Raw genomic sequence first — 13,890 nt, 5'->3', positions numbered from 1 at the left:
TGAATAGACCGAGTGTGCCTTAATGGAATATTCAGTATGAATAACTTACAAAAAAAATGATTTAATTTATTTATTAACAACACCTTATAAATTTAAAAGTGCAAGGTAACGATTACTGATTCAGATATCGAAGCGTTTGAATATGGAAAGTCGAAATCTAGCTATCTACGGAGCGCTACGAATGAAATTGATTAACGCATCGTTATAAATATCTTATTCGTTAGCAGTGAAGTACGACACCCAAAACACCGGAAACAATACAAGGTGGTTATAGTTGTCTTGGTCAATGTTGTAGCTATAAGACTCACCGCTATTGCGAGTAAATGTATATTTGTACTGGCCATGCTTAGTGCCCCAACTTGGGATAATACCCAGCGACAGTCCCGTTAAAAACTCTTGCGGCAGCGCGCTTAGTTGTAGGTCGCGTGATACCACAATTGAGAAGTTACTCTCTGCTGTATTGGGCGCAAGTGTAGCTGCACAGCCAAGTTCATCTAAGGTGTTTAGCGTTGAAGCGATATAGTCCTGCTTTAAGCTGTTACGTTCTTCATCTGCATGCTCGACATCACCAAACGTATTAGTGTTCGCTTCGCTTTGCAGTGATAAAGTAAATGCGATATCACACGTCGCTATTTGCTTAGATTCAGGCAACTCATCACGTAATTCGTAAGTAATTACAGAGCAGCCACTAAGTAGTAATGTTGATAATAGAAGTAGTTTTGGGGAAATGTGGTTCACTCTTGTTCCTTTTAAGATATCTACACTTGGATTTAATGACACATCAAGATGTAAACATGAAGTAGTGCCTTATTGGAGCATTCAGTATGAATCATTCACAACAGCAACGATTTAATTGTCTTTATGAACAACACTTTATCAATTTAAGACTACAAGGTAAACGGGAAGCGACTGTTGATGGCGATACTTGTTCTATTCAACGCATTACAGAGAGTCCGGGATTATGGCTGTTCTCGTTGCAACGAGCACAGCAAAAGCAATCCGTATTTGTCCTCGCTGCCAGCATGAAATGAGGTGTGTAGGCATTACGCGAACGACCTAGCCAAAAGGCGAACATAATAGGAATAATGGCATTAACATGACAGGTTGGAGATATTAAATTTATGGTACAACTAGCGAGTTAATTGATAAATAACAGGTCTGTTATTTATCTCAACTTCGCTCGTCTTGGATTTAGCCCCAAGACGAAGTGCCCATCAAGATCAAACACGTTATTTGCTATATAAAGAAGGGCTTCGGACTTGTTCAACACCCGAATAAGGTGTCGGCTGCGCGACACCTATTCTTATTTGTTAGCTTTGTTTCTAAACTGACTCTGTACATCATTTTCTATAAAATTATATGCAGATGACAAAAGCTCATGTTCTATTTCTGTATGAAATACGATAACAACACCATATTTACCTTTTGATTGATGATCCAACATAAAACTCACCTCCACAGATTTCTTAAAATTATCAACGGTCAGCTTCAAGGGCTTCAAAATATTTGATAGCCCAGATCTATCTATTTTATATTCATCGATAAAGTCTACCACTTCAGTCTGACTTGAAGCCATAAATCGCGCTGGAGAGAGTATTCTCCATTCGTCAGACTGAGGGTTTGGAAACAAAAAATATTTAGCTATTAGCATGAAAGCAAATACCACAATGAACTTGAGAATATTGATTGCTGATTTATTTTGTTGAAGTTCCATTCGGTACCCTTTTTAAGCGGCTAGAAACAGTTTGCTAAAATGTTAAACGAATAAACTGTCACGACTCCGCCTTGAAAACCCTTGTTAAGTTGATTTACCAACTACTATTGCAGAGCTGTCTTTCACAAGGCTCTCCATCATTATTGCCATCTATTTTTACATTTGGGCAATGAGCTAGATAATATTTAGCTTCATCGCAAGATATCATATGACTACAGTGAGTTTTACCCTCACAACTAAATCCCATTTTTTCATATGCAGGATAAAGCTTGGGCTTAATTACAAATGAATAAACGATAAAGGCGATTAGCATTATAAAAAGAATACTAATTATATTTGAAGTTAATGATGTTTTATCTTTAGGATTAACACCAATTAAAGATATTAATTTAGCATTTTGCTTCCCGCCTTCATTCACAACTTGAAATAATACAGCATCACCGACTTTTGGTCTTCGATACCCTTTATTAAACTGAGAGATATGGGCAAACACATCACCTTTTATTTCTTTCGATGAGATGAATCCAAATCCTCGATCATCATTCCAACGAACTATACTTCCTTGCATCATGCTTCCTATATTCGATTATCAACTTAACAGTTAACTATACGGAATTCTGTATAACATGAATTCCATTTAAATTTAATATCAATCAACATTAACAAATTTATCATAAATTACAAATAGATAATGGTAAATAATGGCACTAAGGCAATTTTAATATGGATAAAATCCAGAATTGCATTTATAGAGACCTATATAATCACAATAAAATTAATTTTTAACCTTTAAAAACAAGTTGTTGAATATTGATGGTGATATAAAAACAACTGAATTATATACACATGTTATCGGTAGCCGCCGTGCAGGAACGCCCAGCACCATTGATGCAGTAAATATTTTTTGATAGTGAAAATGTGAGTGTCTACTCATTCACATGCTCCACGCAACTTAAATAACCCAAGGTCATTTACATCCACCCCAACTCCCTATAACCTAAGTAACTCAGGTTTACTTAACTGAAATCTTCATAACGATAAAAGGAATTACAATGAGCTATACAGTCATCACTGGCGCAAGTGCGGGTATCGGTAGTGAATTCGCGAAGCAATTAGCGGCGACAGGTCAGAACTTAGTATTAGTAGCGCGCCGTAAAGAAAAGTTAGAAGATCTAGCTGACACATTAAAACTCGAACATGGTGTTGATGTTAAATGCTTTGCCATTGATCTTGCTGAACCAGCAGGCAGTGAAATATTAGCGACAGAAATAAGCATTAACAATCTAGCGATCAACGGCTTGATTAACAATGCCGGATTTGGTGACCGCGGTAACTTTGCCGACTTACCACTGCAACGCCAAATGCAAATGATCCAATTAAACGTCAGCACCTTAGTCGAGCTTACTCACCGTTTAGTACCTAACATGCGTGAACAGGAAAAACCTTTCATCATCAATGTGGCATCAACCGCTGCGTTTCAAGCCGGTCCGAACATGGCGATATACTACGCGACCAAAGCATTTGTACTGTCGTTCTCAGAAGCGATACACGAAGAACTACGTCACCAAGGTATTGCAGTCAGTGCACTCTGCCCTGGCCCAACCTTGTCTGAGTTTGCTGAACAAGCTAACATTACCGACTCAAACCTGTTTAAAGCAGGCGCGATGACATCGGCAGAAGTAGCCAAACTCGCGTTAGCCAACCGCCACAGTGCCATTGTCGTCACCGGTATTAAGAACCAAGTCGGTGTATTGCTAGGCAAAGTATCACCCCGCTTCATGACCCGTAAAATTGCAGGCTGGTTACAAGCGTAATGCAATGTATTATTAAATGCCGCGCAACGACACCAGAGCAAAAAGCGTTACGTCTGACACAGATCATGGACGTAACCGCGGCACGTTTTGCAACGCTCAGTTATGAAGAAGTTAACTTAAAACATATCGCTGCCGATGTGGGGATCACCAAAGCAGCCCTGTATCGATATTTCAGAAACAAAGAAACCTTATTTCTGGCGTTATATACCCAAGAATTTAAGCATTTGGCAGAAACCGCTAAAACTCAAATGGAGCAAGTACAACTCACCGATTCGATTTGTAATACCTTAATCAAACATCCGCTATTTTGTAAGCTCAGCGCCATCATGCATACTGCATTACAATGTAACTTAACCCTTGATGAAGCCCGTGAGTTCAAAACGACTTTACTGCTATTTACGCAAGAATACGCAGCGATGTTAAGTACGCATTACGCATTGAGTATCGAGCAAGCGACGGCGTTGTTATTCCAGGTACAACAAGTGATTATTGGTTGTTGGCACATGAGCCATTCTGTTGGCGCAGTGGCCGAGGTAATAAAAGAAGGACCGTTACAGTTATTTGAACTTAACTTTTCAGATATATTACACAATCATATCACTCGACTTGTTGGCAGTTATCAGGCGTAATCTAATGGTAACTTAACACTATCATTAATAATAATTCATAATATTGTTAATATAACTTATATATCATTATTAAATTCACATAAATGTAACATTTCCCTTATACTCTAGCGTCAATAAAACAACTAGATTAACCATTTACAGGGATTGATGATGATTAAACATAGTGTATTAATGCTCGCCGTATCAAGTGTATTACTTAGCGCGTGTAACAGTACTTCAGTAGTTACCGCACCAGAAGCAACGCCAGAAATCAACAAAGTTAAAAATGTAATTTTAATGATTGGTGATGGTATGGGGCCACAACAAGTTGGCTTATTAGAAGAATACGCACAACGCGCCCCGCACTCTATCTACAACGATAAAAACAACAAAACTGCATTATCAACGTTTGCCGACGCTGGACAAATGGGACTTTCATTAGGCGCGCCTTACGGCAGTAATGGCAGCTTAGTGGTTGATTCAGCTTGTTCTGCAACGCAACTAGCAACAGGTGTCGCAGCTGGTTCTGAGATGATCGGTTTAGATGACCAAGGTAATATTGTTGAAACCATTTTAGAAAAAGCCAAAGCACAAGGTAAAGCAACAGGACTGGTTTCTGATACGCGTATTACCCACGCCACACCAGCCGCGTTCGCAGCCCACCAGCCGCATCGTTCATACGAAGCCAAGATTGCCGAACAACTCATAGCCTCAGGCAGTGTCGATGTGATGTTATCAGGCGGCGCGCGCGTATTCTTACCGGCTGATATAAAAACCAACCAAGATAGTCGAGCGAAAATGGCGGCTTTAGGGGCGCCAGATAGCGTTTACAAAAAATCAAAACGTAAAGATCAACGTAACTTAGTATTAGAAGCGAAAGATCAATACGGTTACAGCCTCGCGTTTGATAAAGCGCAATTGGCAGCATCAGACAGCACTAAACTGCTGGGTTTATTTGCCAATTCAGGTATGGCTGACGGTATCGCTTACACAGCTTGTAAAAAAGATAACAGCTGCACGCAACCTTCATTACGCGATATGACGATCAAAGCATTAGACGTACTATCTAAAGATGAAGACGGGTTCTTCTTAATGATTGAGGGTGGCCAAATTGATTGGGCTGGTCATGTCAACGACGCTGGTTGGATGCTACATGAACTGGTCAAGTTTGATGAAGCTGTTGCCGCCGTTTATGAATGGGTGAAAGACCGCGATGATACCTTGGTCGTCATTACCGCCGATCACGAAACCGGCAGTTTTGGTTTCAGTTATTCACGTAATAACTTACCAGAAGCACAACAGCTGACGGGTAATGGTATGCAAGGTAAAGAGTACAAGCCAAACTTTAATTTTGGTGAACTCTCACAACTCGATAAGCTTTACGCTCAAAGCGGTACCTTCTACGCCATGATGGATCAAGTAAACGCAGACTGGGACTTTACTAACACCACCGGTCAGCAATGGGCAGATGCCATCAACAACTACAGTGAATTTAAAGTAACGCCAGAACAAGCGAAACCGGTTACTCAGCGTGAAGAAAATGAGTATTACGTTGAAGGACACAAATACCTCAGCGCGAAAGAGTTTCCAAAAGTGAATGACTTTAAAGAGTTCTTTGTTTATGGCGATGAAATACATGCTAATTTAATTGGTCGTGTATTAGGTGCGTCGCAAAATGTAGTTTGGGGAACGGGTACACACACAGCAGCACCACTACCTGTTTATGCATTTGGCCCTGATAACATAACGAAACAGTTTTCGACTATGCAGCATCATGTCGAATTAAACCAGAAAATGGTGAATGCGTTCTTATAAGCATAAATCGAATAAACACCAACTAAGTTTGTTTAAGGTTTATGTAAATCTGACCTTAAACAATCTTGGCTAATATCTGATTCTTGCCTGAACGTTTCACTCTATACAACAGATCATCCGCCATCTTATACAAATCAAGCATATCCTTATTGTTACGTTTAATGGTCACCAAACCTAATGAAATAGTAATATAACGATTGTCGTCATTGGCTTTATGCGGAATAGCCAGTTCTTGCACTGCAAGACGTATATCACTGGCAAATTGCGATGCCATAATTTCATCATCTGCATAAAACAATAAACCAAACTCTTCGCCGCCCAAGCGGAATATATAATCATCTGCACGTAACAACTTACTCTGTAACATCGCCGAAATAGTCACTAAGGCGTTATCCCCTGCGACGTGGCCGTAGTTATCATTGTATTTTTTGAAGTTGTCGATGTCAATAATAGCAAAATTTAATAAGCGCTTACTGCGCTTAGCAACGCGTAAACTATCTGGGAATACCGTATTAAATTTACGTCGGTTATATAACCCTGTCAGTGGATCTGTGGTGGAATAGGTTTCTAAACAACGGTTCTTTTCGCTCAATTCACGGGTTTTATTTTTCAATTCAGTCACATCAAGCATAACGCCGACAACACCAAGAATGTTCCCATCGTCATCAAGTACTGAGGCTTTATAAAACGAGAATATTCGGATAGCACCATCGGCACACTTCACCGACGTTTCATAAACTTGTTTACCGGGATTCTTTAATAACAATAAATCTTTAGCGTGATATATTTCAGCTAATTCGTGAGGCACATGTTCACCTAAATCAAACAACGACTTATTAATAATTCCGTCTTTATCACTGCCTAACATGGTCTGGGCGAAAGCGTCATTACATTGCAGATAGACACCATCGGTATTTTTATAAAACAGCGGGCTAGGAATCGTATCAACTAACGTTTGTAATAGTTGTGTGGTTTGCAGTGATTTACTTGTTATTTGGTTCGCTACCTCAAGTTGTTGCTGTAAAACAGCCGATTGCGCTTTAAGGGCTGCAACTTGTGCTTCTAATGCTTGGTAGGTTAATTTTTTGCTCATCGTACACCAAAATAAAAAGTAAAAAGTAAATAGAAGTCAAAACGCTACAAACGCCGTGCTAAATAGAATCCACGAACCAAACAGGAACCACCTCAATATAGGTAGTGAAGTATAGGTGGCTGAATTGTACAGGATTATGGCTGCTTGTAGCTAATACTCCGTTACATTATTTCATCTCATTAGGTTTATTTCAGTTCAATAAACAAAGGTTCGTGATCTGAAGACGAAAATACGGGTGTTATATCTGTCATATTAGCTAAAACAGCGCGATTATTATCCCGTGAACGACTAGCGTTTAACACCTTTCGACTATTTAACAAGTGACTTTCAGCCGCGTTAATGTGCCAGACCTTTTTCGTCACTATACTCGACACCAGATCTGGACTAAGCAAAATATAATCTAACCGCCCTAATGCGTTAAAAGAGTAAGTCCAACTATCATAAGCTTGATTCATGAATGGATCATGATAACCAAATCCTGCGACAGGTTTAAGAGGCGGTGTCAGTAACGTTTCCCCTAGGTAATTGTACTCACTGTGGTCGATTTTATAATAACCAGAACCCGCAGGATCATGATCCGTTAATACCAACAGCGGATCTTCTTGCGGATAACTATTCAAATCGCCGAGAATAATCGTACCGTTCGGTTTATCAACGGGTTCACTGGCCAATGCTTGAGCTAATACGGTTGCCGCGGTCGCTCTAAATTGTGCACAATGCCCTTGCCTATCGGACTGGTGTTTTACCTGCTGCCATGCCCGTAATGATGGCTTATCTTTACTGCTGTTACGCTTTAGTTTCTTCAGCATAGTAGCACGCTGTTTATCTTCAAAACATTTCGAACCTTTCGATTTCAAATGATTCACGCTAATAGTCAGTCGTTTCTCTCTATACTCCCCACTATTATGCTTTCCATTACCCTGTTTACTATTTTCCCAGTCATGCTCTCGATCATCATCGATACGTATAAATGTCGCGGTCAGTGCGGGTCGATGATAGGCATTACCTAACCGACTGCGTTGTACCGGCAATTGAATAACGCGCGTATTAACCAGTTGCAGTTTTGTCGGACGATAAAACCCAGCAACCGTGATCGCGCCTGAACCCAAAAAACGCCCTTGATGTAAGTCTGACTTATCCGGCTGGATAAAAGCGTAATGCTTACTGGGGTTGGTTATCGCGTCATTCACTAACCCTAGCAATCGTCTTATCGCAGACTGTTTACCAAAGCCATTATTCTCCATTTCCATCAAACCAATAAAATCAGCATCCAATGCCACGATAGTGTCACGCAGCTGAACTTCTTGCTTACCTAATTCAAACACAGTCTTCGCACCTCGATTTTGCATTAACGGGTTGATCCCGCCACCCGCAGCGCTATTGAAATAATTAAGGACATTGAAACTAGCAATGCGCAGATAGTTATCGCTTCGCGGCGGCAAGATCTGCCTGTCACTCATGTGTATAAACTGAGCTTGGGATAAAGCATTATCCACCAGTAATCTAAACTCGCCATAACTGAAAGCGATAACACCGACAATACCTGAGACTCGGTCATTCACCCGCATGTGCTCCAGACCAGATGTCAGAGAATCGCCTGAATCTAACTGTAAATACAAACGCCGCTGCTTGTTCGCTAACGCTTGCTGGTCAGCATCAATACTGCCAGGCAAGGCAGTGGTGTTCGGGTGAAGGTTAATCTGCTGATGACTAAGCACGATAGTGTAACGCTGCCAGCGGCGAATATAATGTAACGGTTTGGTCACCCGCATATCGAGGGAATTAACCAAGCGTACTTTCATGCCTTCATAACGCTCTAAGGTTTGACTAAAGTCAGCATCTGCTGTCGCCACCATTATATTCGTAGGCGTCAGCCTTACCGCATTCGCGAGTATTTTGACGCCTGCTGTCGGCTGTAATCGCGTCATACCATAATGCTCAACAACAAATCCACTCACACATACGCGGCTCTCTCGTTTAATATTGGCAATGTTATCTGTGCTGACAAAGATACCCGTTGATGCCAGACTGAGTGTCGTTGCTGTCGTTTGCTGCATAAAAAAGCCCGCATCTCGCCCCAGCTTTACTTTCGTCACCACGCCTTGCACAGTAAATACTTTGTCACTACGATAATGCTTTTTTTTGCTATAGGGCTTGGTATCAAAGGCAGTGGTGTTATTAACAAACGGTGAGCGTTTACCCTCTCCTTGCAATTGACTAATCGAACTATTCTCACCAACACATAAAACCGGCTGCTGTTTAACGTTGTAGTTGGAGTTATTGTAGTTATCGTACTCATTATCCTTCTGCATTAATTCAGCGGCTAAGGCACTATTCATCGTCACTATAATGAGTATCGCACCACGAAATAAACCCCCTAGCATTCTCTACACTTCTGTTTTAGAATCATCACCATCAATCCTTTCATTAGACCCTGCGTCTTGTGCTGTATGAGTGTAGTTACTATGGATATACAATCGCTTACTTCTGAGCAAAGAAATTCGGCAAGTGCTAACCTAGATCAACTTTCAACATTAGAACTTGTTAAGTTATTCAACAGTGAAGATGACAAAGTCACACAAGCCATCAAGCTTGAACTCCCACTTATTGCCGCTGCAATTGACATGATCGCCCATGCATTTCAACAAAATGGTAGATTAATTTATATTGGCGCAGGCACATCTGGACGCTTAGGGGTATTGGATGCGTCAGAATGTCCACCGACTTTTGGTGTTGGCCACCAGCAGGTACAAGGTATTATTGCCGGTGGTGAAGCAGCCATGTTTAAAGCCCAAGAAGGCGCTGAAGACGATTTAAACATGGCGCAAGTCGACTTAGAGCGTATCCAATTAACATCGCAAGATGTGGTTGTTGGTATCGCCGCATCTGGGCGTACGCCTTATGTCATTGGTGGTTTATCGTTTGCGAATAAGCTGGGCTGTGACACGGTTGCCATCAGCTGTAATGACAACTCACCAATATCAAGTATCGCCAAAATTGCCATTACACCCGTTGTCGGTGCTGAAGTCTTAACAGGTTCAAGTCGGATGAAAGCCGGTACAGCACAAAAATTAGTGCTTAACATGCTAAGTACAGGCGCCATGGTCAGAACCGGTAAGGTGTATCAAAACCTGATGGTTGATGTGAAAACATCGAATGAAAAGCTGATCACCCGTAGCGAAAACATCATTATGGATGTGACAGGTGTAGAGCGTGAACGTGCTAAAACACTGTTAATTGCCGCTAATCAGCACGTAAAATCAGCTATCCTGATGGAATTAAATGGCGTTGATTATACCACTGCAAGCCGACAGTTAGCCGATAACCAAGGGTTTTTACGCCAAGCGTTAAATCAATAGCCCTGTATTTCAAAAGCTGCATATTTAAATACTTTGCACACTTTGCAAAACATAAACATGAGATTAAACATGACTGAACACAAGACGACACTTCAAGAAAACGGACTACAGATAACAGACATCGTCATTGGTGATGGTAAAGAAGCAGTAAAAGGCGCGTTGATCACGACGCAATATCGTGGTTTTCTGGGCGATGGTACGCAATTCGATTCGACTTACGACAAAGGTAAAACGTTTCAATGTGTGATTGGTACTGGCCGTGTAATTAAAGGCTGGGATCAAGGTATTATGGGCATGAAGGTTGGCGGTAAACGTAAACTGTCGGTGCCATCTGCACTGGCTTATGGCGAGCGTCAAATGGGTTCAGTGATCCCTGCGCATTCAGATCTTAGTTTTGAAATTGAGTTACTTGAAGTGCTAACGCGCGACGATTAATCAGTTTGGCTATTTAGCGAGAGTAATAATGACCCGCATAACACGCATTTTAGCCGTTATGTAGGTCATTTTTTTAGCTGTTTCAGCTTATCAACTAGTTCAGCCTCAGCGAATTAACCAGCCACAAGTTTATTCAACAAAGCTTCACATTGTGTTCTGTTCATCAGTTTCGGCACAGGGTATTCACAATACGCTTCTCTCACTGCACGTTTAGCCAGTTCAGCAATGTCATTCGCTTTAAGCTCAGGGAAATCAGTTTGAATATTTAATGTTTTATTCAATGCTTTCACACCCGCAACAAACTTATGCGCAGCTGCAACTTGGGTATCTTCCGCTGTTGCTAACCCAGCCGCAATCGCTAATTCAGCATAACGGCATAATGCATTTTCGAATGAGAAATCAAGAATATGCGGTAAGATCACAGCATTAGCCAGGCCATGGGGAATATGGTAATAACCACCCATTTGATGGGCAATGGCATGCACATAACCAATCGATGCACGGGTAAACGCCACACCCGCATTGAAACTCGCAATCGACATTTGACGGCGTGCTTCAACATTACGGCCATCTGCATACGCTGTAGGTAGGTTAGCAAAAATACGTTTTACCGCATCATAACCGTAAGCTTTGGTTTGCTCAGTGGCATGGTAACCAATATAAGATTCAATCGCGTGTGTTAACGCATCAATGCCGGTTTCAGCGGTGATTTTAGCGGGCAGTCCCAACATGAGCAGCGGATCAAGGATCGCAACCGCAGGCACTAAGCTTGGATCAATAATGGTGAATTTTTGCTTTTTAACGGGGTCAGTCACAACAGCAACAAGTGTCGCTTCAGATCCGGTGCCTGCCGTCGTTGGAATAGCAATAAATGGCGGCAGTGCTTTACGCACACGTAACATACCCACCAATTTTTTCGCATCTACATTTTTAACAGCTGCCGCTGCAATCGCTTTAGCGCAATCCATTGGTGAACCACCACCTAATGCGATAACACTGTCACAACCATTGCGCTTGTATTCTTGTAAGCCATTACCAATCAGTTGTAATGTTGGATCGGGTGTTACTTCGTCAAACAGTGCATACGCAATATTTGCAGCATCCAACGCATCTGTTAAGTGTTTAGCAATACCTAACTTTACTAACATCGCATCAGTCACGATCAGCGGTTTAATGCCGCCAAGTTCTGTTAATGCTAGCGCCGTTTGCGTAATAGCGCCCTCGCCTTCAATCAACTTAGGCAGTGGAATCGGGATGAGTTTATTGGCTTGTGCGCGGATTTGAATAACCGTTTGATGTAACATAAATTTTCCATTTTAATTAATACGTAATGCGAGTTACACGATGAATCGCATAGTCTGCATGAGTTAATTAAAGTAATAACCCTAATTAATCTCGAATGACCTAAATCGCGGTTCGCCTTAAAAAGGCATAATTTACATTATATATAATTACGATTTTTCTTTGTTATCATTATCCGCCAATAACAAATTACTGCCTTTGCTGTCGTACTCTTCGTTGTACATACCAAACTGCGAACATTCAGAAGACAATGCATTGACCGTCGACGTCATCGCTATGCCTGCGACGCTAGCGACATCATTAGCCGCTGTTGCGGTCGCGTTGACTCCGCCTGTAGCACCATAAGTTCCAGCACCGTCAGTAACAGCACCTTCAGTAACCTTGACCAGTTTATCGCCAAATTCGATATCCAGATCTGTTTTGCATTCTTTTTGTTTAATCAGTTTAAATGCCAAAATGATAGACGCGATACCAAAGAACACCGAGCCTAACGCCTGACCAATTAAAATACCTTTAACACCAGCCAATTCAGCACCAACCAGCACAAATGGGATAGTACCCAATGTCGCTTTGCCCATATTAAACCAAGTCGAATATTTCGGTTTACCCAGGTTGTTAAAGCTGGCGTTGGCAATAAACATCATGCCATTAAAAATAAAGGTCAGGGCTAATAAACGGCAGAATAGTGTCACGACTTCAACCGCATCACCCGTCAGGTTAAAACCACTGATCAAGTAATCTTCAATTAAAAATAGAATGAACGACACCACAATCACATAACCCGTGCAAAACCATAATGCGTCTTTGAGACTCTCACGCACCCGCGGCATTAATTTAGCGCCGTAGTTTTGTCCTAAAATAGGGCCAATCGCCCCAGACAACGCGAAGATCATTCCAAATGCGACCGGAAGAATACGATTGATGGTGGCATAACCCGCCATGAAGCTATCACCGAATTCGGCAATACTGCGGGTAACAAAGGCATTACCAATCGGCGTAGCGATGTTGGTTAACATCGCCGGTAAGGCAATCGCCATGATAAAGGGTAATTGCGCTTTAAAACTATTGATGTACCAATTGCCGAGTAGTTTATGTTTCGAGTACACCCCATAGAATGACAAAGCAAATACCGCACAACGGGCCAACACACTGGCAATCGCCGCGCCTTCAATACCCATGCCTAAAGTGAAAATGAAAATCGGATCTAATATCGCATTAACGAGGCCGCCGCCAATAGTTGATAGCATAGATAACTTACCATCACCGACTGCACGTAAACTCGCGCCCAGTGACATCGCAACCGACATCAACGGCATCGATGGCACTAAGATTTGTAAGTACACAGTGCCTAAACGTAAGGTCTCACCTTTGGCACCGAGTAAACTCAATAGTGCTTCAATATTAAACCAGGTCAAGACCATGATAATCAAGGAAACAATAATGGTCACGACACTGATATTCATTACATACGAGCGCGCACTATCTCGCTTGCCCTGCCCTAACGCTTTAGACACCAGTGCGCCCATTGCAATAGACAAACCAATTGAAATAGAGGTAGTAAAAAAGGCCACTGTGCCCGCATAACCAACAGCCGCTGCTAAGTGTTGCTCGCCCAGTAAACTGAGATAAAACAGATCCAGTAAATCGACTAAAAAGAGGCAGGTTAAACCGATAGCGCCCGTCGAGCTCATATAAATAATATGAGACAACGTCGAGCCTTGGGTGAACTTAGCTGTGGTCATAAGAGTCG

At 41.7% G+C, this 13,890-nt stretch carries 13 protein-coding genes; 6 read left to right on the top strand and 7 right to left on the bottom strand.

Going from position 1 to position 13,890, the window contains the following annotated elements; genetic code table 11:
• Nucleotides 1-213 precede the first annotated feature (213 nt).
• The gene (locus tag A923_RS0101610; protein WP_017219891.1) at nt 214-738 is read right to left on the bottom strand and encodes a hypothetical protein; all 525 of its coding nucleotides are present in this window, start codon (nt 736-738) and stop codon (nt 214-216) included.
• A gap of 86 nt (nt 739-824) precedes the next feature.
• Here A923_RS0101610 and A923_RS22900 point away from each other — a divergent pair, with 86 nt between their 5' ends.
• Nucleotides 825-1,031, top strand: a complete 207-nt coding sequence (locus tag A923_RS22900) for a hypothetical protein (RefSeq protein ID WP_017219890.1) — start codon at nt 825-827, stop codon at nt 1,029-1,031.
• Between the two features lie 272 nt (nt 1,032-1,303).
• Here the strand turns inward: A923_RS22900 and A923_RS0101600 are convergent, their stop codons facing one another.
• Together A923_RS0101600 and A923_RS0101595 are read right to left on the bottom strand one after the other, a co-directional pair.
• Nucleotides 1,304-1,714 (bottom strand): hypothetical protein, encoded by a 411-nt coding sequence (locus tag A923_RS0101600; protein ID WP_017219889.1) that lies wholly within the window; start codon nt 1,712-1,714, stop codon nt 1,304-1,306.
• 94 nt (nt 1,715-1,808) lie between these two features.
• On the bottom strand, nt 1,809-2,282 hold the full coding sequence (locus A923_RS0101595; RefSeq protein WP_026006012.1) for a cold shock domain-containing protein: 474 nt from the start codon (nt 2,280-2,282) through the stop codon (nt 1,809-1,811).
• Nucleotides 2,283-2,766: 484 nt separating this feature from the next.
• Between A923_RS0101595 and A923_RS0101590 the strand changes: the two genes are divergently transcribed.
• The 3 genes from A923_RS0101590 (at nt 2,767) to A923_RS0101580 (ending at nt 5,951) form a co-directional block, all read left to right on the top strand.
• Nucleotides 2,767-3,528, top strand: coding sequence for an SDR family NAD(P)-dependent oxidoreductase (locus tag A923_RS0101590; RefSeq protein WP_017219887.1), 762 nt, complete (start codon nt 2,767-2,769; stop codon nt 3,526-3,528).
• Nucleotides 3,528-4,157, top strand: coding sequence for a TetR/AcrR family transcriptional regulator (locus A923_RS0101585; protein ID WP_017219886.1), 630 nt, complete (start codon nt 3,528-3,530; stop codon nt 4,155-4,157). The genes A923_RS0101590 and A923_RS0101585 overlap by 1 nt, the downstream gene beginning before the upstream one ends.
• Nucleotides 4,158-4,307: 150 nt before the next feature.
• Nucleotides 4,308-5,951: an alkaline phosphatase gene (locus A923_RS0101580; protein ID WP_017219885.1), complete on the top strand. Its 1,644-nt coding sequence runs from the start codon at nt 4,308-4,310 to the stop codon at nt 5,949-5,951.
• Nucleotides 5,952-6,006: 55 nt separating this feature from the next.
• On the opposite strand, the gene A923_RS0101575 is transcribed toward A923_RS0101580, so the two are convergent.
• Both A923_RS0101575 and A923_RS0101570 read right to left on the bottom strand, forming a co-directional pair.
• Nucleotides 6,007-7,044 carry a GGDEF domain-containing protein gene (locus tag A923_RS0101575; protein ID WP_017219884.1) on the bottom strand — a complete coding sequence of 346 codons (1,038 nt, stop codon included), beginning with the start codon at nt 7,042-7,044 and terminating at the stop codon, nt 6,007-6,009.
• 185 nt (nt 7,045-7,229) lie between these two features.
• Nucleotides 7,230-9,428 carry an ExeM/NucH family extracellular endonuclease gene (locus A923_RS0101570; RefSeq protein WP_017219883.1) on the bottom strand — a complete coding sequence of 733 codons (2,199 nt, stop codon included), beginning with the start codon at nt 9,426-9,428 and terminating at the stop codon, nt 7,230-7,232.
• Nucleotides 9,429-9,509: 81 nt separating this feature from the next.
• Here A923_RS0101570 and murQ point away from each other — a divergent pair, with 81 nt between their 5' ends.
• Complete coding sequence (gene murQ, locus A923_RS0101565; protein ID WP_017219882.1) at nt 9,510-10,403, top strand: N-acetylmuramic acid 6-phosphate etherase; 894 nt, start codon at nt 9,510-9,512, stop codon at nt 10,401-10,403.
• Between the two features lie 69 nt (nt 10,404-10,472).
• Nucleotides 10,473-10,838 carry an FKBP-type peptidyl-prolyl cis-trans isomerase gene (locus A923_RS0101560; protein ID WP_017219881.1) on the top strand — a complete coding sequence of 122 codons (366 nt, stop codon included), beginning with the start codon at nt 10,473-10,475 and terminating at the stop codon, nt 10,836-10,838.
• Nucleotides 10,839-10,951: 113 nt separating this feature from the next.
• Here A923_RS0101560 and A923_RS0101555 read toward each other — a convergent pair whose 3' ends face one another.
• Both A923_RS0101555 and A923_RS0101550 read right to left on the bottom strand, forming a co-directional pair.
• Complete coding sequence (locus A923_RS0101555; protein WP_017219880.1) at nt 10,952-12,142, bottom strand: iron-containing alcohol dehydrogenase; 1,191 nt, start codon at nt 12,140-12,142, stop codon at nt 10,952-10,954.
• A 147-nt stretch (nt 12,143-12,289) separates the two neighbouring features.
• Nucleotides 12,290-13,882, bottom strand: a complete 1,593-nt coding sequence (locus A923_RS0101550; RefSeq protein WP_017219879.1) for an MATE family efflux transporter — start codon at nt 13,880-13,882, stop codon at nt 12,290-12,292.
• Nucleotides 13,883-13,890: the final 8 nt, after the last annotated feature.

It is taken from the genome of Moritella dasanensis ArB 0140 (assembly GCF_000276805.1).
In the GTDB taxonomy this organism is placed as follows: domain Bacteria; phylum Pseudomonadota; class Gammaproteobacteria; order Enterobacterales; family Moritellaceae; genus Moritella; species Moritella dasanensis.
Note: the sequence above shows the minus strand (reverse complement) of the source record. Positions and strands in the feature narration are given on the sequence as shown.